Below are 22,682 nucleotides of genomic sequence, written 5' to 3' on the forward strand. Positions count from 1 at the left end.
GAGCGGTGGGGCCTTTGCCTTTTTTCACGCTATAATCTGACATTCTTGTTAACTATGCCCCACAACACCTTGTGCCGAAACCTGAGAAGCTGTTTGGTCGCGACACTTCCTCTATCCATGACAGTCGTATGAATAAACCGGCAATCCCCGGCAAACGAACCGGCGTCAAACCGGCGGCCAGCCCAAAACCCAAACCGCGCAAGACTCAAAAGTCGCCGAAAAAAGTGCAGCCCAAACCGCCGGTTACCAGTTTCAGGCGAAGATTACTGATGGTCGGCCTCGAAGCATTGGGCTTGGCGGTAACTGCGGTTTCCGCGATCATGATTTTGTTGGGCTATTCGGCCAACTGGTTTTCCGGCACCCGTTTTTTGACCAGTCTATTGCCGTTCGCAATCGGCGTATTGGGCTTGATTGTTGCGGCGGCGGTGTTGCTGATTGGCTGGTGGAAACTGCGCAAATGGTTGCAGGGCAGGGCGGCGGTATTGGTCCCGGTTTTGGCGGTCAGCTTTGCGTTGGTTATCGGCTGGTTTGTGCTGCAAAACCGCTTTACCCAGGCATTCGGGCACTTTCGCACGCTGGTCGGCGGCAAGCAGGAAGCGGGGCGGGTTACCGTGGGTCATCAGGTTTACGCCGCCTATAGGCGTTACGATCCGGCGGAATTATTGAAAATAATTAACCGTGCAGAGACCTATAACCCGGTTATTGCCGAGGCGGCCAAGGCATTCGATGTCGATACCAATCTTTTGCAAGGCATCGCCGCGACAGAATCCTCTTTCTTGCCCAGGGACAGCCGCGACGGCGGGCGAGGCCTGTTTCAAATTACGCTGGCGCCTAAAGCCGTCATGGAGCAAGTCGGCAAACAGCTGGAAGTGAGCAAGCCTTCGCCGCTCAACCCGCGGCACAATGCGTTTATTGCGGCCGCGACCTTGAAATATTATTTGGCCCAGATGCGCGGCGACCTGTTTTTGGGTTTGCTGGCCTATAACATCGGCCCGGCCAACGGCGGCCTTCGCTTTATCATGCAGCAGTATGGCGCGACCGATTTCGTCACCATACAGCCTTATTTGCAACAGTTGCCCCGCGATTATCCGATTCGCGTTTTATCGCATGCGCTTGCCTTCCGGCTCTGGCAAACGGAAGGAAAACTGCCGGTTTACGAAGAAGGCGATAATGCGATGCGCATCCAGAGTATTGGCATACCCGGACTGCAAGCCGAGCTTTAGGAAAGAGCCGGACAGATTTTCCTAAGCCTTCCTTCTTAATCCGTTGTTTTTGCGGCTATTGCGCCTGACGCCTAATGCGTAATGCATTGATCTTGTTAACCAGTGTGTTTTGTGCAGATTGATCCTCAGGCCCGTTTCCGATCAGCTGCGTATTATCACCATCCAGTTTAATCAGATAATCTTTGTTTTCAGTAAAGACACTGATGATGTCGCGGTTATCGCCACGGCGATGGGCGATATATTTGGGCGGGATATTCTGTTCGCCCAGCAAAACTCCGTTCCACTCCGAAAAACATTGCTTGCCGGAAACCAAACCATGCAAGCTATTGAATATGTCGATTTGCTGGAATTGATGATTTTCAACCGCCTTCTTACCGCCATCGGCAATAACCATAGGTATTTTTGCAGCAGCCTTGAATTGACCAAATAAATCAAATTCGGCTTTTTTCAAAGGGGTCATCGAGTGATGGTCGCCGACAATAACCAATATGCCGTTATTGAAAAAACCGCCGGCTTGAAGTTGCCGATAAAAGCGACCTATCTGTTTATCCGTATACATAATGGTTTCGGACTCGGATTTATGTTTGTTTTCCGGGTTAATATAAGGATGATGGCTGCTGACGGTTTTGATAAAAATAAAAAAGTTGTGCGCGCTATTTTGTTTTATTCGATCCAGTGCTCTGATATAAAGGGCTTCATCCGGCGCCGCTTGAAAATGAAACCTCTCCCATTGGTTATATTCAGGCCGCTCATGCCCCTCAATATAGTCGAAGCCAATACTTTGGGTCCAATTGCCGGTATTGCCGAATTCAAGATCCGCTGTCGTCAGAAATTCGGTTTGATAACCGTATTTTTTCAGAATATTAGGTAATGATTCTTTAATGTCATAAAAACTGTGGAATGAGGTGCCGCCATCATCCGTGTAGGTAGATGGCGGGTAGATGGGATGCAAACCGGTCAATAGCGCTATTTCTCCGTCCTCGGTAATGAAGCCGTTGGCGTAGAAATTTGTGAACGCTTGATTCTGTCCGGCGATTAGATCGAGGTTGGGCGTCCAGTCATTGATGCCTGAAAAATAGTGGCTTTGATAGGCGGAAAGCGACTCCACCATTAAAATGATAATGTTTTTGTTTTTCGCATCCTTGGTCAGGCAATGCGATTCTTCATTGAAACTAAACGATTTTAAAAAATTATCGCTGTAAGAAGAGGACTCCGACAGGATAGTTAAATTGTAGTCAATGACATTTTTGTAAATCCAGGAATGCGCGTACTTGTGCGTATCGGAAAAACTTGATGCTAATGGCAGGGCGGCAATGATAAATACGGGGAGTTTTTGATAACGCAGGTTATTTATTTTGTATTTGCTAAGAGAAAGAGCAACCGGCGCAGCAAGGATGAGAGCGACAATCAGGGATATATTGACGTTATTTAAAATATAGATCTGCTGAATATATTTGTAGGAATAATCGGCATATTTTATGACGTCACCTAGCGTGAGATGGGTATTGAAATTAATGATAACGATATAATCAATAATATAAATGCCAAATAAAACAAAACCTGAGAATCTGAGCAGTGCAGTGAGCAATCGGTTGGTCTGTGGCAACAGTGAAATATAAAACAGCAGCAGTAGGGCGCAATAAAACCCGGCGTCGTTGGCTAAAACCTGGCCAAAGCCCAATAACCGGGTTGAGGTGTAGTGGAAAATGAAACTATCGACATACAGGCATTTTAAGAATAGCGGGATGGCGAGTAAAAAAGAAAATTTGAGCATCTATGTCGGACAGGGTTATTGCTGAGGACCGGTGAGCTAAAGCGTTAGTATTCTTCAAGTAAATTCGGGAAGATCGCTGCTGTGCATGAATATGGCAATCGAGCTTTATCGATTTTACGGACACTTTGCTAAGGAAGCGCTGAACAAATCGATTCCGCTCATGGTTCGACAAGCTTACCACGAACGGAATCAACAATTTACCGTTCGTCCTGAGCCTGTCGAAGGACTTAATCAGTGCTTCCCTAAGGAGAAGGAGCCCCATTTTAGTTAAATCTAGTGATTTTTATTTCAGTCAGAAATTTTCGATAACAAAATAAGATAACGAAAGATTTCGGCAAAAGCCGCGAATGTTTTATTGATTCGGAGGTGTTCGATGAGGTTTCAAGAAGACATAAAAAAACCGATTGTTTTAAAAACAATCGGTTTTTTGTATTCATGGCGGAGAGGCAGGGATTCGAACCCTGGGAGGGGATCAACCCTCAACGGTTTTCAAGACCGCCGCTTTCGGCCGCTCAGCCACCTCTCCATACCCTGCGTATTATATAGGGAGTTAGATTTATTGCAATCTTAATTCGCTATTTGAAGCGGATATGCCGGATTCAGGACAATGCATTTGGCAATGATCACTCGCTGGGTTTGCCGTAATTAATATCAACGACTGTGTACCGGGTTTCTTTCAGCTCATTTTGGATCGCGACTTCGTCATCAAACGTTTTCTTAAGCAGCGCTCTTGCCAGCGGCGAATCGAGGCTGATGTAGTGCTTTTTAGGATTTAGCTCATCAGCCCCGACTATGCGGTAGGTCACTTCCTCGCCCGCTTCATTCTCCAAGGTCACCCAGGCGCTGAAAAAAATCCTGTCCTGATCGTCAGGTGGTTGGGACACGATATTAAGGGCGGGCAGTCGTTTTTGCAGGTAATGGATACGCCGATCTATGCCGCGTAATTCTTTTTTACGGTAGATATATTCGGCATTTTCCGAGCGGTCTCCTTCCGCTGCCGCGGCCGTTACAGCGAGGGTAACGTCTTTACGCCTGGTCCACAGCTCTTTTAATTCAATTTCCAGCGCCTGATAGCCTTCTTGGGTGATGTAAGGGGATGATTTGGGGCGAGGCGGTCTCCAGCGCGACATGATTGATTTCCTGTAGATGTTATGAGGGATTGAAATATTTTTTCAGACAAAACAGCTGCAAATCTTTATCATAGTCGGCTTTTAAATTACCAAAAAGGTTTTATCATGCAAGTAGCTGACAATATGGCTGTCTCAATTCACTATACTTTGACTAATGATGACGGCGAAGTACTGGATAGTTCAATAGGTGATGATGCCTTGGTTTATCTGCACGGTACAGGAAACATCATTCCCGGTCTGGAAGATGCGTTGCACGGCAAGGCTGTCGGCGACAAGTTTAATGTGCGCGTTGCGGCCAAAGATGCTTATGGCGAGAAAAATGATGGGATGATTCAAGTCATTCCACGGGCCATGTTTGAAGGCATAGACGAGATTGAAGTCGGCATGATGTTTCATGCCGATGTCAGTTCCGGTTCCGGCGAGGTCACCATCGTTAATATCGATGGCGACGATATTACCATCGACGGTAATCACCCGCTGGCAGGGATGGCCTTAACGTTTGATGTGGAAGTTGTGGACATCAGGCCGGCGACTAAAGAGGAAGCCGAGCATGGGCATATCCATGGCGCCGGTTGCCATCATTAAGCGTTGCCGGTATTTTTCTACATCCTTGTAGTCGCAATCTAGCTTACAAAAGCCTTTAGTAATAGAGCGGTATTCGCCATGCCTTTATGGAGGTGCCGCTCGATTTCCTCCATGGTTATTTCCCCCTCCGATTTTCCCGCCGCCCAATTGGCGACGACGCTGATCGCGGCATAAGCCATATCGAGTTCCTTGGCCAAGGCGGCTTCCGGCATGCCGGTCATGCCGACTAGGTCGCAGCCGTCTCTTTCCATGCGCCGGATTTCCGCGGCGGTTTCCAGGCGCGGCCCTTGGGTGCAGCCGTAAGTGCCCAGCGGGCTGATTTTTATGTTGGCGGCGCTGGCGGCGCTGATTAAGCGGGAGCGCAGTTTTTGATTGTACGGGTAGGTAAAGTCTATGTGGGTGACGGCCTCGTCTTCAAAAAAAGTATGCTTGCGGCCGTAGCTGTAATCAATGATTTGGTCCGGGATGGCGATATGCGCCGGAGCCATTTCGCCGGTAATGCCGCCTACTGCGGCGACGGCGACGATCTGCTCAACGCCGAGCTGTTTAAGTCCCCAGATATTGGCGCGGTAATTGATTTGGTGCGGGGCTATTGTGTGCGGATTGCCGTGTCTGGTCAGGAATATAATCCGGCTGCCGTTCAACTCGCCGGTAACAAACTCGGCCGAGGGCGAGCCGTAAGGCGTGTCCAGCTGCTCGCGACTGAGGATGTTTAAGTCGCTGAGTTGGGTCAGGCCGGTGCCGCCAATGATCGCGAGTGTGGTCATGTGTTTATTCCTTGCAGGCGTAAATGCCCGGTGCATTGCGTAAATAGCCTTTATAGTCCATGCCGTAGCCGAACAAATAACGGTTTACTACTCTCAAGCCGATAAAGTCGGCTGTTACCGTTTTTTGATGATCGAGGATTTTATCGACCAACACGGCGCTGTAGATGGCTGTCGCGCCTTGCTCCCGGCAGTAGTCATAGATGGCTTCCAGTGTGATGCCTTCATCAAGGATGTCATCGACGATCAGTACGGTGCGGCCTTTAAGCGGCGTTTCCGGTTGAACCAGCCATTTGACGCTGCCGCCCGAAGTCTGGTTTTGGTAACGGCTGGCATGGATGGAGTCCAGGGTTAACGGGATGGTTAGCCGGGGCAGCAATTTGCCGGCGGCGACGATGCCGCCGTTTATAACGCAGAGCACTAGCGGGTTGCGGTCGGCAAACGCGATGTTGATTTCCTGGGCTATTTTATCGATAGCGGCTTCGACTTCCTGTTCGCTGTGCAGCAGGTCGGCAGTTGCCCGGACGCGGTTGATTTCTTCAAGCATATTTATAGGTTGTGGTTGATGAGGGTGGATAATCGCTGCCATTTTTCGGACTGCATCAGTTGTTCGCGGTTCATCTGCGGTTTGCCTTGCATGGCGCGCAGCCGTTGCTCTCTGATCGGGTCGCGGGTTATCGGCAACGCATCAAGCACCTGTTCGGCGGCGGCCGGGTTGTTGCAAACCAGGATCATGTCGCATCCGGCAAGCTGCGCAAGGCGGGCGCGTTCCGGGAAGTCGCCGACCGATGCTGCGCCTTCCATGCTTAAGTCGTCGCTGAACACCGTGCCGTTAAAGTTTAATTCCTTGCGTAAAATCTGTTGTATCCAGAACGGCGAGAATCCGGCCGGATTCGGATCGATTTTCGGATAGACTACATGCGCCGGCATAATGCCTTCCAGGCCTTCTGCGATCAGTTGTTTAAAAGGCAGCAGGTCTTTTGCCCTGATACTGTCCATATCCCGTTCATCCACCGGCAAGGTCAGATGTGAATCCAGCGCCACTGCGCCGTGACCGGGGAAATGCTTGCCGGTTGCGGCCATGCCCGCTTCATTCATGCCTTTCCTGAATGAACTTGAAAGACGCGTCGCCAACGCCGGATCAGTAGAAAATGAACGGTTGCCGATGATTTCGCTGACGCCGCAGTCAATATCCAGCACCGGCGCAAAGCTGAAATCGATGCCGACCGCCAGTAACTCGGCGGCCATCAACCAGCCAGCGGGTTCAGCCAGTTCCGGCATTTGGGCGTAATTTGATGCGGGCGGCAAGCGGGTGAAGCCTTGTTGAAAGCGTTGCACCCTGCCACCCTCCTGGTCGACGGCAATCAGTATGTCGCCGTTGCGCGCCGCACGGATGGTGTTAATCAGCTCGGTAATTTGTTCGGGGTCCTGATAATTGCGCGAAAAAAGGATGACTGCTCCGGTGTTGGGGTGGTTTAGCTTTTCTTTTTCGTCTTGAGCCAGGGTTAAGCCCGCAACATCCAGCATTATCGGGCCGATAGGGAGATTACTTGTCATTACTTGGATTCGTTTTAAAATTGAAGAGGTTGGCCTTATACTAGGCCGCTATTTTCTGTTACACGGAGTCTGTTATGCGTTTATTGGTTATGCTGTTAAGTCTGCTGTTCATATCGGTTGCGGCTGCGAATGAAGGGGCAAAAGAGTCAGAAGCAGAAGCGGGTGTAAAATATATCGAAATGACTCCTAAGTTTACCGTTAATTTGGCGGAACCAAAAAAGTTTTTGCTGGTCAATGTGCAATTATTGGTCGAAGGTGCGGGGACTATTGCGGCGGTAAAAAAACATATGCCGGCATTGAGGCACGCATTGATCATGCTGTACAGCGGCAGGCCGTCTGAAGAATTGCAAACCATGGAGCAGCGTGAGGCGTTGCGGAAAGAAACGGCCGCTGTTATTCGTCAAACGCTGGAAAAGAGTGAGGACGGCAAAGGGCATTCTGCATCAGCTGAGGAAGGGCGTTCCGAGGAGGGCGCAGGTCATCCCGAAGGCTTTAAAGATGCCTATTTTACTGAGTTTTTGATTGATTGATCTGAAAGGCGCAGAAGTATGTTTGTGCTTTTTCGCCTGATTTAGAATCTTAACTGATCTCTAATAAGGGTTACATTGTCCGCAATCTGCGATTCCGTGTAAGGTACGGCATCGAATTTCCCCCAAACCGGTGCGGGCCAGGCTTTGTCGGTCCGGTAGCGGACTATATGGTGGATATGCAGTTGCGGAACCATATTGCCTATCGCCGCAATATTCATTTTGTCGGCTTTATAAAGCACTGCCAGGTTTTCGGCAAGGTAGCTGGATTCTTCGGTCAGCAATTCACGTTCGACTTTGCTCAGCTGGTAAATTTCCTGTAGATCCGCCCGTTCCGGCACCAGTATAAACCAGGGATACCGGCTGTCGTTCATCATCAATAATCGACATAATTCAAAACGGCCAATGGCTATGCAATCCTGCTTCAAGCGCGGATGTAACTGAAATGTCATGAGTCTTGTTATCCTAGAAAAGCAATGTCCAAAAATAGCGGATTAATGGCGGGAACTGAGTGGCGGATTCGTCGGTAAGGATCGTGCATAAATTAATTCAGGCAATTACCATGAAGAGCATGAAGACTTAAACCTTTCATGCCGCTTCATGTCCTTCATGGTTAAAAAATGAAAAATAAAACTTACTCAAGTTATTTCATGCCTGTTCCTTAGCTTGTGCGGGTTGAGTGACAGCGTATTGCACCGTATGGATGTCGGCTATTCGGAGCAATACGCTGCCGGGTGTGGGAACATCCGGCTGTGTGTTTACAACGACCCAAAATAAGCCGCTAATGCTTTAAAGTCGTCCTCGCTCAGGTTGGCGGCAATGCCTTGCATCGGACCGCTTTTGCGTGAACCGTCCTTGAATGCTTTTAATTGCTGTACAAGGTAGTCAGGGTGTTGTCCGGCAAGCCGTGGAAACTGGCCGTTCCCTGCCGCCGTGGAGCCGTGGCAGCCCAAACACATGTTGGCTTTGGCTTCGCCTGACTTTGCCAATGCCGGGTCGCCGCCGGTCTTGACGGGCTTCTGGCTGGAAAAATAAGCGGCAAGGTTGGCAATATCTTCATTGCTCAGGTTGGCGGTCATCGATTGCATCATCAGATTGATGCGGTCTCCAGCCTTGAATGCTTTGAGTTGATTGGTTAGGTAGATCGATTGTTGCGCCGCCAGAATGGGCCATTGCGCGCTACGGCTGTTGCCTTTTTCACCATGACAGCCGACACAATTCTCTGCTTTTTTCTCTCCTGCCGAGATGTCTGCCGCCGAAACCGGCAAAGCTAGAAAAACAGCCAGCAAGAAAGATAAGGTAAGGGGGTTCTGTAGTGAGTTCATGGTTCACCTCTTGGGATAGGATTAGACTAACTGTTTGGCGAAGTCTGCCTTTCACAGATAAGGCTTTTACTATACAACTAAAAAGATTAACTGGTAATAAAAAAGTTAAGGTGTGGCGCGTATATGCAAAATGGCGGGAGAGGAAGGTCTGGTTGGAGTTTATGCGCACATAAATGTGGCAATTTGAGCGTCGTCTATATTTTGGGCAGGGAAAGGATTGCTATGTCCAGGGCTTCTGAACATAGCAAGAAGCAAGGTTATTTTACGATGCGTAAATTTGGCTTGGAGGTCGGTTTTTTTACCGGTGGCGGCTCATCGTCTTCATTGTCTTCCGGGTCGAAGATCATGCCTTTGCCGTTTTCTTTGGCGTAGATTGCCAATACTGCGGTTACCGGGGTGACAATGTGCATCGGTTTCCCGCTAAACCGGGCGTTAAATTCAATTTCTTCGTTGCCGAGCGAAAGACCCTGTATCGCTTCAGGTCTTATATTTAAAATGATTTTGCCGTCTTCAATAAATTCTGTCGGTAAAATCGCACCGGCATTTTCTGCATCCACCAGAAGATGCGGCGTCAGGCTGTTGTCAATAATCCATTCGTATATCGAACGAATTAAATAGGGCTTTAGAGATGTCATTTTTGCTAGGGTTTTATTTTAAAGGCTCGATCATTTCTTTCTCGGCGTCGCTAAGACTACGCTTGAAAGCGGCTCTGTTGAATATGCGCTGGGCGTAATTGGTGATCGCTTCGCTGGGCGTCGAGATGTCAATGCCTATGCTGGGCAGGCGCCATAACAAGGGCGCAATGACGCAATCTATCAGCGAAAACTCATCGCTCATAAAAAAGGGTCGAGCGGCAAAAATAGGCTCGGCGGACAAGATGCTTTCTCTAAGCATTTTCTTTGCGCGGGCGGATTTTTTCTCGCCGGAAAATAGAATTTCGTCCAGTAACTGATACCAGTCCTGATCGATGCGCTTAATCAGCATTCTGGCGTTTGCCCGTGAAACCGGGTCCATTTGGTGTAAAGGAGGGTGCGGAAAGCGTTCGTCCAAATATTCCATGATGATGCGCGAGTCATAAAGAACCAAGTCGCGTTCAATCAATGTCGGTGACGTGCCGTTAGGATTAAGCTCAAGTAAATCCTCCGGGGGATCAGTCGGGTCATAATATTCTATGTCTGCGACAACTCCTTTCTCGTGTAAAACAAAACGGGCGCAGTGGCTCATCGCGCATGTTGGAGATGAGAAAAGCGTCATTACAGATTTACGAGTAATATTTGTCACGAATAACAACCTCTTTAAAGACGGTAGAGCAATAAAAAAAAGGATATTATAACAGATTGGCGAGGTTTTTATTTGCCGTTGTTCGGCGTTGGCCGCGCTGAGGGATAAAGCCCGTGCTGAGTGTGTCGAAAGGGTGTTTCAAGCGGGAGTGATGGGCTGTTTCGGCAGCCCATCTTATTGCTCTGCTAATGATGCTTTATACGCTTAAGAATTAATGGATCTTTTTCCAGTATTCTTTTTTCAGCAGGTAAGCCACAACTAAAAACATCAAAATGTAAAATATCACGTATTTTCCGATACGCTGTCTTTCGAGCTGCACGGGTTCACCGACATACACCAGGAAATTAACCAAGTCATTGACGAAAATATCAAATTCTCCTGCGGACAATGTCCCCGGTTCTTTAAGAACTAAATTGGTGTATTCATCCCCCCATATATTTTTTTTATGCTCTGCATGTTGCTCACCTTGTAATTGCCAGAGTGGGTTAGGCATGGCGGTATCTTGGAAGACTAGGTTGTTTACCCCTCTAGGGCTTTTGGGATCGGTATAGTAACTTTTCAAATAGCTGTACAGCCAATCCGCACCGCGCGATCTGGCAATTAACGACAAGTCTGGCGGTTGTGTACCAAACCATTTTTCCGCATCATGCTTGTTCATGGCGCTGTGGAGTTGGTCGTAGATGCTTGCTCCTTCAGGAGCAATGTCTTTTAGCATCTTTTTTTGATCGACATCGGTATCGAGGGCAATACGCAGGTAACGAATATGCTTGATTGAATGGCAGCCAAGACAATAAGTGACGAAGTGCTTCGCTCCTCGTTGCAATGAAGCATTATTGGAAAGATCGATACTCGCTTCTTGCAGTTCAATGTCTTCCGAGGCGGTAACCCCAAAAGACAGTAATAACAGTAAAAGTAATGCCGTTAAGTTTTTCATATTAATCCAGACTCCCTATTGCTTTTTTTACTAACCGAGTAATAACGTTTCTTATGCCTTCGGGATTAGGTTGTCTGGTAAAAGAAGAGCCTTTAAAAGCAGTATGGCCAATTTCGGTAGCTGCCGGTTTTAATACCGTAATTTCCTCAATTAACGCGGGCAATTGCTCCTCAAGACTATGTACCGTGGTTAAGCGTTTTGGCACCGGTTTGGTCTTTTCCCAGCGGGTATAGAGCGGCATTAACAGGAAGAAACCGAAGTATATCGCGGTGAAGATGCGCGCTAATATTGTTGCTGTCGGCGTTGCGGGTTGCGTACCTAAATAGCCCAGCGCCAGGAAACTGATTACAAATAGGGCCAGCGCTTTTTTATAAATGCCGCCGCGGTAACGAATCGATTTGACGGGACTGCGATCCAGCCAAGGCAACAGGAACAATACGACAATCGCACCGCCCATGCCGATAACCCCGGCAAATTTGTCGGGAATCGCTCTTAAAATGGCATAGAAAGGCGTGAAATACCAGACTGGCGCTATATGTTCCGGGGTTTTCATCGGGTCGGCAGGAATGAAGTTTGCATGCTCAAGGAAGTAACCCCCCATTTCCGGCATGTAAAAAATAACCGTGGCGAAAAACAACATAAACACGGCCACGCCGACGATGTCTTTGACGGTGTAATAGGGATGAAAAGGAATCCCGTCTACAGGATGTCCCCAGGGATCTTTGGAGTCCTTGATTTCAATGCCGTCCGGGTTGTTAGAGCCCACTTCATGCAAAGCCACGATATGCAGGAACACCAGCATCACCAACGCCAGAGGCACCGCAATAACATGAAAAGCGAAGAACCGGTTCAAGGTTGCATCGGAAACCACATAGTCGCCTCTGAGCCAGAGCGACAAGTCGTCGCCGATCACAGGAATGGCGCTGAACAGCGAGATAATAACCTGCGCGCCCCAATAGGACATCTGTCCCCAAGGCAGCAGATAGCCCATAAACGCTTCGGCCATCAGGGCTACGAACAACAGCATGCCGAAAATCCAGATCAGTTCGCGGGGATGCTTGAACGAACCGTACAGCAAGCCTCTGAACATGTGCAGATAAACGACGATAAAAAACGCCGACGAACCGGTCGAGTGCATGTAGCGAATCAGCCAGCCCCAGTTCACATCGCGCATGATGTATTCTACGGAATCGAATGCCAGTTTGGCGTCCGGTTTGTAGTTCATCGTCAGAAAAATACCGGTCAAGATCTGGTTAACCAGCACCAGCAAAGCCAGTGAACCGAAGAAGTACCAGAAATTGAAGTTTTTAGGCGCATAATAATGCGTCATGTGTTCATTCCAGAGTTTGGTCAGCGGAAAACGAGCCAAAATCCATTCGTTACATTCAGTTATGCGGCTAGGTTTCATGCGCTTGCTTCCTCTGCGGATTCACCAACAACCAATAGGGTGTCGGTAATATAACGGTAAGGGGGGATTTCCAGATTAGTTGGCGCCGGTACGCCGCGATAAACGCGACCGGCCAAATCAAACCAGGAGCCATGACACGGACAGAAAAAGCCGCCTTTCCACTTGTCGCCAAGATCGTTGGGGGCTATTTCGGGCCGGAATGTCGGCGAGCAGCCCAAGTGCGTACATAAACCCACGGCAACAAAAATTTCCGGCTTAATGGAGCGCGCCGGGTTTTTGCTGGATTCCGGCTGTATGGATTCCACAGAAAGAGGATCCCTCAGTTCATTGTCCAGGGTTTTCAGCGTTTCAAGAACCTCAGGGGTTCGGTTGAGTATCCAGACCGGCTTGCCTCGCCATGCGACCCTGATTAACTGGCCGGGCTCCATTTTGCTGAGATCAACTTCAACGGGAGCGCCGGCCGCCATGGCCTTGGCGCTAGGTTGCATTTGAGCAAGAAAAGGAACTGCCAAGTAGCCTGTGCCGACTGCGCCGACCACGGTCAAAGCCGAGGTTAAAAACTGGCGTTTGGACTGATCGACGCCTTTATTATTCATTATAGAACTCTCCTGATTAGGTCTGCGCCTCTTATGGGCGCATTATTTTTCACCGCCAATATACCATTAGAGCTTATAAGATTTGAAGTGCTTATGCCGCAGGTTTTAGCGTTTGTTATATATTAAAATGGCCCGATGCCATCACATGATTCACAAGTCCATGATGTTAAAAAAAATTGTTGTTTTTTAGCGGGGCGATAACAGCATTAATTTTTTTATATAACTAGCGTGTATTCGATGGATCGGTAAGGTAATTATCCTTCGACTCCAAGATAAGTTCCGATTATGGTTTGTCTTGCACGTAGTCGAAGAGCGTGTTCAGGCTGTTTGTTAATGCGGCAAGAAATGCTGCATTTTCTTCCGGTTTACCTATGGTTACCCGCAGGCAATCAGCCAGCAAACCGCCTTGAGCGCTCAGGTTTTTAATTAAAACGCCCTGTTGTTTTATGGAGTCGAAAATTTCGTTTGCCCGGTTTTCCGGTGTTTTAAACAGGATAAAATTTGCAGCGCTGGGATAGGCGGTAATGCCGCTCAACTCATTAAGCCGCTGAAAGACGATCGACCGTTCAGCGCAAATCTGTTGGGTTTGCCGATCGAACAATACCTTGTTGGACAAGGCAAAGTTTGCGCTTACCTGGGTAAGAATATTGATATTGTAAGGCAGGCGGATTTTATCGAGTTGCTCGATGAGGTCCGGCGTTCCGGCAATATAGCCGAGGCGCAAACCCGCCAATCCCAGTTTCGATACGGTGCGCATCACCAGCAGGTTGTCATATTGCCCCAGACTGTCGATGAAACTGGCGTCGGCAAAAGGCGCATAGGCTTCATCGATCACCACCAAACCCTTGGCGGCTTTTATGATGTCCAGGACCGACGCTTCGGAAAATAAATTGCCGGTAGGGTTGTTCGGGTAGGCCAGGAAGATGACCGAAGGCTGATGCCGTTCTATCGCATCAAGCATGGCCGGTAAATCCAGGTCAAAGCTTCCCTCTAGCAATGGAATGGCGTGGTAGCCCAGGCACAGGCTCAGCTGTTTATACATCACAAAACCGGGATCCGGCGCCAACACGCAGGCATCGGAAGGCAGCGCCATCAACAGTAACTGGATGATTTCATCGGAACCGTTGCCCAGCAGCACATCGAATTGATCGGGTATGTTATTCAGGCGTTTAATGGTGGCAGTCAGGTGCCTGGCTTCAGGATCGGGATAGCGGTTCAGCGGGCAGTCTTTCAATGCTTCCAGCCAGTCTTTCTTAATGTCTTCAGGCCAGCTGTAGGGATTTTCCATCGCATCCAGTTTAATCAAGCCTGTGGCGTCGGCAACTTTATAGGCGGACATTGCCAGGACTTCTTTGCGGAAAAGGGAGGAAAGCAGATTATTTTCGGACATATATGAGGTTCAAGGCAAAAGGTGCAAGACGAAAGGCGAAGAGAGAAAGGCGAAAGGCGAAAGGCGAAAGGCTTAGTGCAAGCGGATGGTTCTTTTCGCCCTTGGCCCTTCGTCTTTAGCCTTCTTTTAACTTGGTTTTATCCTGAATTCCGCGGAGCGCGCATGGGCGGTCAGGCTTTCGCCCCGCGCCAATATCGATGCGGTTGTGCCTAGCGTATCCGCACCCGTTTGGGAACAGTTGATCAAGCTGGAGCGTTTTTGAAAATCGTAAACCCCCAACGGCGAAGAAAACCGTGCCGTGCTGGAGGTCGGCAAGACATGGTTGGGGCCTGCGCAGTAATCGCCCAAGGCTTCGGCGGTATAGCGGCCCATGAAAATAGCGCCCGCGTGGCGAATGTTTTTGCACAAGGCTTCCGGGTCTTCAACCGAGAGCTCCAGATGTTCGGGCGCAATAATGTTGGCCACATCGGCGGCCGCGTTTAGGTCGCTGACCTTGATCAATGCGCCGCGCGTCGTCAATGATGTCCTGATGATCTCTGCGCGTTCCATGGTCGGCAATAACCGATTGATACTTTGCTCAACAGCATCCAGATAAGCTGCGTCAGTGCTGATCAATATGGACTGAGCATTTTCATCGTGTTCGGCCTGCGAAAACAGGTCCATCGCAATCCAGTCGGGGTTGGTTTCGCCGTCGCAGATAATCAGGATTTCCGAAGGTCCGGCAATCATGTCGATACCGACTTGGCCGAACACCAGTTTTTTGGCGGTAGCGACGTAGATATTGCCGGGGCCGACAATTTTCGCCACCGCAGGAATGGTTTCAGTACCGTAAGCCAGCGCGGCGACGGCCTGCGCACCGCCCATCGTAAATACGCGGTCTACACCGGCCAGATAGGCGGCCGCCAGAACCAGTTGATTGGTTTCGCCCTGAGGCGCGGGCACGACCATGATCAATTCGCCGACGCCTGCGACTTTGGCGGGAATCGCATTCATCAACACCGAAGAAGGGTAGGCGGCTTTTCCGCCCGGCACATAAAGTCCCACGCGGTCCAGCGGGGTTATTTTTTGCCCGAGTACGGTGCCGTCAGCCTCTGTGTATTGCCACGACTCCATTTTTTGGTGTTCGGCATAAGCGCGGATACGGTTAGCGGCTGTTTGCAGCGCCTGGGACTGCTCAGCGGGCAGTCTGTTCCAGGCCGATTTGAGAATTTCCGGCGGCAATTCCAGCTCGGAGACTTGCGCGATAGTGCGTTGATCGAAGCGGTTGGTGTATTCGACAACCGCTTTATCGCCGTTTTTTCGGACGTCGGCAATGATAGCCAGGACGCGCTGATGAATCTCCAGGTCGTCGGTTTCATCAAAAGCCAGCAGATTTTTTAATTGCCGGTCAAAATCGGCAGAGGAGGCATCGAGTCGGGTGATATTTATATTAGACATGGCGGTAACCAAAAATTTCAAATGATGCAATATATTCAATCCAATGTGTAAAGGATCGATCAATTCACCACGAAGACACGAAGTACACGAAGTCTTCTTTGGTTTTCTTCGTGTCTTCGTGGTGCAATGCTTTTAAATTGAGTTATGTAGGGTACGCTTCGCGTACCATTTTTCAAAACGCACTCCAAATTTAAAAAAGGTACGCGAAGCGTACCCATTCGTCTTGCCTTGTTTTTAGCCTCTTTTCGCCAGCGTCTTTTCAAACTGGTCCAGCAATGTCTGAATTGCCTGATGCTTCATTTTCATCGCCGCTTTGTTGACGACCAGTCTGGAGCTGATGTTCATAATCAGATCCCGCGGTTCCAGGTCATTGGCCTTCAGCGTGTTGCCGGTATCGACCAGGTCGACAATACAATCGGAAAGGCCGACCAGCGGCGCCAGCTCCATCGATCCGTACAGTTTAATGATTTCCGCCTGTATGCCTAAGCCGGCGAAATAGCGTTGGGTTATTTTGACGTATTTGGTCGCAACCCGAACCCGTCCGGCAATCGGCGGCGCGTCTTTGTGTGCTGCGGTCATCAATCGGCAACAGGCGATGTTTAAATCCAACGGCTCATACAGGCTTTCAGCGCCGTGTTCCAGCAGGATGTCTTTCCCGGCGATACCCATGTCGGCCGCGCCGTATTCAACAAACGTAGGCACATCGGTGGCGCGGATGATGACCAGCTGAACGTCGTCCCGGGTGGTTCGTAAAATCAGCTTACGGCAGGTAAGCGGGTCGTCAATCGGCGTGATGCCCGCTTCTGCCAATAACGGCAGGGCGTCCTCATAAATCCGGCCTTTAGATACGGCGATAGTCAGCATAGTTAAACCTTATCGTGGGACGCGGCGTATCGTCGCGCCCAATTGAGAGAGTTTTTCTTCGATATGATCATAGCCCCGGTCGATATGGTAAATGCGATCGACCAAGGTATCCCCTTCGGCGACCAGCGCGGCGATCACGAGACTTGCCGAAGCTCTTAGGTCAGTCGCCATAACCGGTGCGCCGGTCAGTTTTTTAACGCCGGTGCAGATGGCGGTATTCGATTCCAGCTTAATGTCGGCGCCCATGCGCATCAATTCCTGAACATGCATGAAGCGATTTTCAAAAACCGTTTCAGTAATGGTGCCCACGCCGTCGGCGATAGCGTTCATCGCGGTGAACTGGGCCTGCATATCGGTCGGGAAGGCCGGGTAGGGCGAGGTGCGAACCGAAACGGCCTTGGGCTTTTTGCCGTGCATATCCAGCTTGATCCAGTCTTCGCCGGTAGTAATGTCAGCGCCGGCTTCAACCAGTTTTTCCAGAACGGCATCGAGAATATCCGGGCGGGTGTTTTTAAGCCTGATGCTTCCGCCGGTAATTGCCGCGGCAATCAGGTAGGTGCCTGTTTCGATCCGGTCGGGAAGAATGTCGTAGTGGATGCTGTCGACACCCAGCTTTTCAACGCCTTCGATGACCAGCACGTCGGTGCCTATGCCGGTGATTTTGGCGCCCATTTTGTTAAGAAAGTGAGCCAGGTCGGTCACTTCCGGTTCCTTGGCCGCATTTTCAATAATCGTGGTGCCTTCGGCCAGGGCGGCCGCCATCAGCAGGTTTTCGGTACCGGTAACGGTGATTTGCTCCAGAACCAGACGGCAGCCTTTAAGCCGGGCCGCTTTGGCGTGGATAAAACCGTTTTCGACGCTAATGTCGGCGCCCATTTTCAGTAGACCGTTAATATGTATGTCGACCGGACGCGAGCCGATAGCGCAGCCGCCGGGCAAGGATACATGAGCTTCTCCGAACCGGGCCAATAAGGGACCCAGCACCAGGATTGAGGCGCGCATGGTTCTGACCAGCTCGTAGGGCGCTACAAAACTGTTGATTGTGCTGGAGTCGACCTCGATATTCATTTTTTCGTCAACGGTGAGGTTGACGCCCATGCGTCCCAGCAGCTCCATGGTTGTCGTGATGTCATGGAGATGCGGAATGTTGCCGACGCTGACCGGCGCTTCCGACAGCAAGGTGGCGGCCAGGATCGGTAAGGCGGCATTTTTGGCGCCGGAGATACGCAGCTCGCCAGAGAGTCGTGCGCCGCCGGTAATAATTAGTTTATCCATATGAATTAAGGTAAAAGATTCAAGGTCAAAGGTTCAAGGCTAATCGGCTTGAACGGCAAAATGGCTTGATTGGTCAAAGCCGCTGAGTTTGGCAAGATTTAGCAATTGCTCGGGAATATTTTTGAAAACTATTTGCGTTCTATTTTGCCGGGAATATTTTATCCACTCAATCATTAACGCAAGCCCCGCGCTGTCCGTACTGGAAACGAGGCTAAGATCGATGGTGATTTCTCTTGCGGCTTTTAAGAAAGAAATCGATTTCAGAGTCTGTTTGTCGATGGTCGCAAAGGTTAAAGCGCCATCGATCACAAAATGCACGGGACTCTCTTTAATGATATTCAGTTGGCTCACTTTTTTTCTTCCGCGGATTTAAACAGGAACTGGCCGAGCGCCTTTTCCAGAATAATGGCGGAATTAGTGACGTCAATTTTCCCACCGTCTTTTAAATATTCCTCGGAACCGCCCGCGTCCAGGTTGACGTATTGTTCGCCCAACAGGCCCGCAGTAAAGACGCTGGCGGTGGTGTCGTCCGGCAGCGTGTTGTATTGCTTGTCAATGCTCAGTTTCACAACCGATTCATAGGTTTTGGGGTCGAAACTGATAGCGCTGACTTGGCCGATTTTAACGCCTGCCGATGAAACCGGCGACTTAACCTTTAAGCCGCCGGAGTTTTCAAAACGGGCGGTAACCGTATAGGTGTCGTGCGCGGTAAAAGAGCTTAAATTACTCACTTGCAAGGCAAGAAAAAACAACCCGACTATGCCTGCTGCGACAAAGAGTCCGACAAAGGTGTCTTGGGTATTGGTGTGTTGCATGTTAATCATCTCCAAACATGAGTGCGGTCAGGATAAAATCCAGACCTAAAATACTAAAAGCAGAATTGACTACGGTACGTGTGGTGGCTCGGCTGACCCCTTCAGACGTCGGGATTGCATCATAGCCCTCAAACAACGCTATCCATGAAGTGATAAAACCAAACACCAAACTTTTGATAACGCCGTTGACGATGTCGTCCTGAAAATCTATGTTCGCCTGCATTTGCGACCAGTAAGCGCCTTCATCGACGCCTAACAGCCCCGAACCGACCATTTGTCCGCCGATAATGCCCACCGCACTGAACAGGGCGGCAAGTAGGGGCATGGACAAGAAGCCGGCCAAAAAACGGGGCGAAATGATGCGCTTGATCGGGTCAACGGCCATCATTTCCATGCCCGACAGCTGTTCGGTTGCTTTCATCAGGCCGATTTCAGCTGTTAATGCGGAGCCGGCCCGTCCTGCAAATAACAGCGCGGTAACGACGGGGCCGAGTTCCCTGACCAGCGAAGCGGCAACCATGACTCCGAGCGTTTCTTCAGCGCCAAAATCGGAGAGTATGTAATAGCCTTGCAGGCCCAGAACCATGCCGACAAACAGTCCTGAAATAGTGATAATCAGAAAAGACAGCACGCCGACCGAATACATCTGGTTAAGCAGGAGCCTGGGGCGGGGCAATACGCTGAGTATCCCGGAAGTTGTCTGTAACAGGAAAAACGTGCCGCGGCCAATTTTGGTAAAACCGGTGCGGGTGTTTTTGCCCAAATGCTGTAGAAGTTCAATCATAAGTTAAGGCTCAAGGTAAAAAGCGCAAGGTGCAAGGCAAAAAATCTTGCACCTCAATAACGTTTGCCGGTCGACAATAAGTCGTCGACATAATCTTTTGCCGGATAATGAAAGTGTACCGGGCCGTCGGCCGCACCGTTCATAAATTGCTGTACCCAGTCGGATTCGGATTGTTCAATTTCCTTGGGCGTACCCTGTCCGACGACTTTGCCTTCTGAAATGACATAAATATAATCCGCTATCGCCGCCGTTTCCTGAACATCATGAGAAACAATGATGCTGGTTAAACCCAGAGTGACGTTCAACGATTTGATCAGGTGAACCAACGCCCCCTTGGAAATAGGGTCCTGTCCGGTAAAAGGTTCATCGTACATGATCATCATCGGGTCCAGCGCAATGGCTCTGGCCAACGCAATACGCCGGGCCATGCCGCCGGACAGTTCGTTAGGCATCAGGTCGCGCGCGCCTCTCAATCCCACCGCCTGGAGTTTCATCAACACCAGAGTGCGGATCATGGATTCGGGGAGATGGGTATGTTCGCGTAATGGGAAAGCGACATTATCAAAAACACTCATGTCGGTTAATAATGCGCCGCTTTGGAATAACATACCCATGCGTTTACGCAGCTCGTACAGCTCTGCTCGGCGCAGGCGGTGGACATTGTTGCCGTCGACAGTAACGGAGCCTTGTGCGGGAAACAATTGTCCGCCGATCAGCTTCAACAGGGTCGTTTTGCCGGTGCCGCTAGGCCCCATGATCGCGGTAATTTTACCGCGTTCAAATTCGAGGGAAATATCGTCAAATATTTTCCTGTCGCCGCGGGAAAACGACAAATTTTGAACAGAGACCAGGCTGTTTTGCGGAGAGACGCTGTTATCCATGCGTAATTAGGATCGAGTGAGAAAATTAAACAGGCTATTTTCTATGACTACTCCCTGTTAAGTCAATCTATTGTGCCGATTGCTTCAGAGGGAGGTTGAATTACGACGGACAGGATTGCAAATGCGTTTGCTGTAGCCGCCGTTATTGCAATAGCGGCCGATGTAAATTGAGCGGAGCCTTGGCTTCAATGACGAAAAATAATGGCGTTTGGTTTTCGGATATTTTGAAGCCTTTTTCCTCGTGGTTGCGTCACAAACTAATCAGCCGAACGTCTACGTCATGAAGCACGCAAATAACGTATTCCTGTCATAGCCTATGCTGACATGCGCCTAGTTAATATATAGAGAGGGACAAAACATGCCGATCGACCCGAAATTGGCTCAATCAATAGACCAAGTATTGAAATATCTGCCGGATGTGATCTTTGATATTCAGAACAGGAAAGATTATGCCAAAAACCCAGCCTTTGCCGCCGACATCAGCCGCTTAAACGATTTCAAGCAGCAGCTGATGATCGTGAAAGACGGACCAATGCCGTCATCGAGTACATTGGCCGGAATACAGGGTGCAGTAACAAACACCATCCTGCCGATGATCGAAAGCCTAATTTCCGCCAATCTAGTCATGGCCAATATGGGGCAATTAAACACCAACCGGACCATCGAACCTAAGGACGCGATAGATCAAAATGTGAAACTGACATCGCTGCAAAACGCCCTCCAAGGCATGCTGCCTTACTTGCCGAAAGCCGAACGCAAGCGTATTCCTCCCAGGGTTGTCGGGGGCAAATTGTTATTCAAACATTGATAAAAGCCCAAGTCATAGAATGGGAGGAAAAATGAAATTAAAAAACGTGAAAGACTGGGACGCCATCGAAAACTTCCTTACGGCGCATGGGCAACATTATTATTACGGATATAAAGATTGTTACAACGATCTGAATCAGGACAAAACCTATACTGACGACGAAGCCGGGGCGAGGGAGTTAAGCCGGGATTTGATGGCGGTTTTAAATAATAAACTCGATGTTAACAGGCAGGCGCAAGACTCCGTACAGAAAAAATTAATAGAGATTTGCGAGTTGATTCGTGTCGGCAGGGCCGGAGGCGGCCCGCTTTTTGGGGCACCCACGGCAACTTGGTACGGCGATGTCGTTATGAACGGCTTATGTTTTGGCTTTACCGAAATATTTAAAGGACACACCGATTGGGAAATGGCGCTTTGGGAAGCCATTGTTGCTTGGCGGCCAATTGCAGGGGACACGGCGACATGCTTGGCGGCATTGAATGAATATTTGGATGGCGCCATCAATTGGAGTGACGGATTAAAGGCCAACCGGGCTCTGGAGGGAGCTCTGATGTTGAAAGAAGCCTGGGAATACATGAATTTGGAAAGCACGGATTATGGCTTTGCTCCAGCCTGGCTGGATTTGGTGGGCACTGCCGCGACCACCACGCTTGTAGACAAGGGAGAAGTGACCAAAAACATTATCACTTTAGGGGATGCCAGGATTTTCATTGGTTCCGTTGGCAACTTGGTCGAGCTGGACGCGTTGAAAACCGGGGGCAGCGCTTATATTCTCGAAATAAGCACACCTAACCATTCGATGATGGCAAGGTTTAATAATGGCGTAATAGACGCATTGGAGTCCGAGGAAAACGGAATGGGCGTTGTTACAAATTGGAATGCGCTGGCGGATTTTTTATGGGCAGGTATCCAAATAGGTTATACGCAAGGGGACACCATACCTTTGAATATTGACGTTAAGCGTTTGGCTCCCAACGGGACGGACACCAGTGACGGCAAGATAGATATGACCGGCATATAGACGCCGTGCTGTAGGCCAGGCGGGCCATCCCTGTTTTTCGCACCATTTTTCAGGCAATCGGTTCCGCATACATCACAGGCTTGGGCCGACATGCATGTCGCGTCCCGCTCCAAAAAAACAGCTCCCAATTCCCCATAACTCGGGAGGATGCGGGATTAGTGGGTTAAAAAATTTTTGAGCGCTGGCTTATACCTTAGTAAATCCAAAACATTTCGTGTATCCTTTTTCGGTAAACCCGTTGATCCTGCCGCTTCGCCTCTTCCGAATGAAGTCGAACGGCGAATTAAAGAAATATGCCCGGCT

General features: G+C 49.6%; 25 protein-coding genes and 1 tRNA gene. 5 read left to right on the forward strand and 21 right to left on the reverse strand.

What is annotated here, in order from left to right; translation table 11 throughout:
* Positions 1-128 precede the first annotated feature (128 nt).
* A complete protein-coding gene (locus B0F88_RS15820; protein WP_104424905.1) occupies positions 129-1,223 on the forward strand; it encodes a transglycosylase SLT domain-containing protein in 1,095 nt (364 codons plus the stop codon).
* A 55-nt stretch (positions 1,224-1,278) separates the two neighbouring features.
* On the opposite strand, the gene B0F88_RS15825 is transcribed toward B0F88_RS15820, so the two are convergent.
* The 3 genes from B0F88_RS15825 to greB all read right to left on the reverse strand — a co-directional run bounded on the left by B0F88_RS15825 (position 1,279) and on the right by greB (position 4,127).
* Positions 1,279-2,997, reverse strand: coding sequence for an LTA synthase family protein (locus B0F88_RS15825; protein WP_104424906.1), 1,719 nt, complete (start codon positions 2,995-2,997; stop codon positions 1,279-1,281).
* Positions 2,998-3,433: 436 nt separating this feature from the next.
* Positions 3,434-3,523: transfer RNA gene (locus tag B0F88_RS15835), tRNA-Ser, on the reverse strand.
* Positions 3,524-3,620: 97 nt separating this feature from the next.
* Positions 3,621-4,127 carry a transcription elongation factor GreB gene (gene greB, locus B0F88_RS15840; protein ID WP_104424908.1) on the reverse strand — a complete coding sequence of 169 codons (507 nt, stop codon included), beginning with the start codon at positions 4,125-4,127 and terminating at the stop codon, positions 3,621-3,623.
* Positions 4,128-4,232: 105 nt separating this feature from the next.
* Here greB and B0F88_RS15845 point away from each other — a divergent pair, with 105 nt between their 5' ends.
* Positions 4,233-4,712, forward strand: a complete 480-nt coding sequence (locus B0F88_RS15845) for an FKBP-type peptidyl-prolyl cis-trans isomerase (protein WP_104424909.1) — start codon at positions 4,233-4,235, stop codon at positions 4,710-4,712.
* Between the two features lie 38 nt (positions 4,713-4,750).
* On the opposite strand, the gene B0F88_RS15850 is transcribed toward B0F88_RS15845, so the two are convergent.
* Genes B0F88_RS15850 through nagZ form a run of 3 tightly spaced genes read right to left on the reverse strand, consistent with a single transcriptional unit; the run spans position 4,751 to position 7,033 of the window.
* Positions 4,751-5,479 carry an S-methyl-5'-thioinosine phosphorylase gene (locus B0F88_RS15850; RefSeq protein WP_104424910.1) on the reverse strand — a complete coding sequence of 243 codons (729 nt, stop codon included), beginning with the start codon at positions 5,477-5,479 and terminating at the stop codon, positions 4,751-4,753.
* A gap of 4 nt (positions 5,480-5,483) precedes the next feature.
* The gene (locus tag B0F88_RS15855; protein ID WP_104424911.1) at positions 5,484-6,023 is read right to left on the reverse strand and encodes a hypoxanthine-guanine phosphoribosyltransferase; all 540 of its coding nucleotides are present in this window, start codon (positions 6,021-6,023) and stop codon (positions 5,484-5,486) included.
* A gap of 2 nt (positions 6,024-6,025) precedes the next feature.
* Positions 6,026-7,033 carry a beta-N-acetylhexosaminidase gene (nagZ, locus tag B0F88_RS15860; RefSeq protein ID WP_104424912.1) on the reverse strand — a complete coding sequence of 336 codons (1,008 nt, stop codon included), beginning with the start codon at positions 7,031-7,033 and terminating at the stop codon, positions 6,026-6,028.
* Positions 7,034-7,107: 74 nt separating this feature from the next.
* Between nagZ and B0F88_RS15865 the strand changes: the two genes are divergently transcribed.
* Positions 7,108-7,563 carry a flagellar basal body-associated FliL family protein gene (locus B0F88_RS15865; RefSeq protein ID WP_104424913.1) on the forward strand — a complete coding sequence of 152 codons (456 nt, stop codon included), beginning with the start codon at positions 7,108-7,110 and terminating at the stop codon, positions 7,561-7,563.
* 41 nt (positions 7,564-7,604) lie between these two features.
* On the opposite strand, the gene B0F88_RS15870 is transcribed toward B0F88_RS15865, so the two are convergent.
* From B0F88_RS15870 to B0F88_RS15940, 15 genes are all read right to left on the reverse strand, one after another.
* Complete coding sequence (locus tag B0F88_RS15870; protein ID WP_104424914.1) at positions 7,605-8,012, reverse strand: HIT domain-containing protein; 408 nt, start codon at positions 8,010-8,012, stop codon at positions 7,605-7,607.
* A 306-nt stretch (positions 8,013-8,318) separates the two neighbouring features.
* The gene (locus tag B0F88_RS15875; RefSeq protein WP_104424915.1) at positions 8,319-8,885 is read right to left on the reverse strand and encodes a c-type cytochrome; all 567 of its coding nucleotides are present in this window, start codon (positions 8,883-8,885) and stop codon (positions 8,319-8,321) included.
* Positions 8,886-9,142: 257 nt separating this feature from the next.
* On the reverse strand, positions 9,143-9,520 hold the full coding sequence (locus B0F88_RS15880) for a ClpXP protease specificity-enhancing factor (RefSeq protein WP_104424916.1): 378 nt from the start codon (positions 9,518-9,520) through the stop codon (positions 9,143-9,145).
* 13 nt (positions 9,521-9,533) lie between these two features.
* On the reverse strand, positions 9,534-10,139 hold the full coding sequence (locus tag B0F88_RS15885) for a glutathione S-transferase N-terminal domain-containing protein (protein WP_104424917.1): 606 nt from the start codon (positions 10,137-10,139) through the stop codon (positions 9,534-9,536).
* 238 nt (positions 10,140-10,377) lie between these two features.
* The gene (locus B0F88_RS15890; protein ID WP_104424918.1) at positions 10,378-11,100 is read right to left on the reverse strand and encodes a cytochrome c1; all 723 of its coding nucleotides are present in this window, start codon (positions 11,098-11,100) and stop codon (positions 10,378-10,380) included.
* A gap of 1 nt (position 11,101) precedes the next feature.
* Positions 11,102-12,508, reverse strand: a complete 1,407-nt coding sequence (locus B0F88_RS15895; RefSeq protein WP_104424919.1) for a cytochrome b — start codon at positions 12,506-12,508, stop codon at positions 11,102-11,104.
* The gene (petA, locus tag B0F88_RS15900; protein WP_104424920.1) at positions 12,505-13,104 is read right to left on the reverse strand and encodes a ubiquinol-cytochrome c reductase iron-sulfur subunit; all 600 of its coding nucleotides are present in this window, start codon (positions 13,102-13,104) and stop codon (positions 12,505-12,507) included. The genes B0F88_RS15895 and petA overlap by 4 nt, the downstream gene beginning before the upstream one ends.
* A gap of 283 nt (positions 13,105-13,387) precedes the next feature.
* Positions 13,388-14,494 (reverse strand): histidinol-phosphate transaminase, encoded by a 1,107-nt coding sequence (gene hisC / locus B0F88_RS15905; RefSeq protein WP_104424921.1) that lies wholly within the window; start codon positions 14,492-14,494, stop codon positions 13,388-13,390.
* A gap of 126 nt (positions 14,495-14,620) precedes the next feature.
* The gene (hisD, locus tag B0F88_RS15910; protein ID WP_104424979.1) at positions 14,621-15,931 is read right to left on the reverse strand and encodes a histidinol dehydrogenase; all 1,311 of its coding nucleotides are present in this window, start codon (positions 15,929-15,931) and stop codon (positions 14,621-14,623) included.
* A gap of 234 nt (positions 15,932-16,165) precedes the next feature.
* Positions 16,166-16,795, reverse strand: a complete 630-nt coding sequence (gene hisG / locus B0F88_RS15915; protein ID WP_104424922.1) for an ATP phosphoribosyltransferase — start codon at positions 16,793-16,795, stop codon at positions 16,166-16,168.
* Positions 16,796-16,804: 9 nt separating this feature from the next.
* Positions 16,805-18,070, reverse strand: coding sequence for a UDP-N-acetylglucosamine 1-carboxyvinyltransferase (gene murA / locus B0F88_RS15920; RefSeq protein WP_104424923.1), 1,266 nt, complete (start codon positions 18,068-18,070; stop codon positions 16,805-16,807).
* A gap of 39 nt (positions 18,071-18,109) precedes the next feature.
* Positions 18,110-18,421 carry an STAS domain-containing protein gene (locus B0F88_RS15925; RefSeq protein ID WP_104424924.1) on the reverse strand — a complete coding sequence of 104 codons (312 nt, stop codon included), beginning with the start codon at positions 18,419-18,421 and terminating at the stop codon, positions 18,110-18,112.
* Positions 18,418-18,885, reverse strand: coding sequence for an outer membrane lipid asymmetry maintenance protein MlaD (gene mlaD / locus B0F88_RS15930; RefSeq protein ID WP_104424925.1), 468 nt, complete (start codon positions 18,883-18,885; stop codon positions 18,418-18,420). Before mlaD ends, B0F88_RS15925 begins: the two co-directional genes overlap by 4 nt.
* Position 18,886: 1 nt before the next feature.
* On the reverse strand, positions 18,887-19,669 hold the full coding sequence (gene mlaE, locus B0F88_RS15935; RefSeq protein WP_104424926.1) for a lipid asymmetry maintenance ABC transporter permease subunit MlaE: 783 nt from the start codon (positions 19,667-19,669) through the stop codon (positions 18,887-18,889).
* Positions 19,670-19,722: 53 nt separating this feature from the next.
* Positions 19,723-20,550, reverse strand: coding sequence for an ABC transporter ATP-binding protein (locus tag B0F88_RS15940; protein WP_104424927.1), 828 nt, complete (start codon positions 20,548-20,550; stop codon positions 19,723-19,725).
* 358 nt (positions 20,551-20,908) lie between these two features.
* Between B0F88_RS15940 and B0F88_RS15945 the strand changes: the two genes are divergently transcribed.
* Both B0F88_RS15945 and B0F88_RS15950 read left to right on the forward strand, forming a co-directional pair.
* On the forward strand, positions 20,909-21,358 hold the full coding sequence (locus B0F88_RS15945; RefSeq protein WP_104424928.1) for a hypothetical protein: 450 nt from the start codon (positions 20,909-20,911) through the stop codon (positions 21,356-21,358).
* Between the two features lie 31 nt (positions 21,359-21,389).
* Positions 21,390-22,379: a hypothetical protein gene (locus tag B0F88_RS15950; protein ID WP_104424929.1), complete on the forward strand. Its 990-nt coding sequence runs from the start codon at positions 21,390-21,392 to the stop codon at positions 22,377-22,379.
* The last annotated feature ends 303 nt before the right edge of the window (positions 22,380-22,682 follow it).

The organism is Methylobacter tundripaludum, from assembly GCF_002934365.1.
Taxonomy (GTDB): Bacteria; Pseudomonadota; Gammaproteobacteria; order Methylococcales; family Methylomonadaceae; genus Methylobacter_A; species Methylobacter_A tundripaludum_A.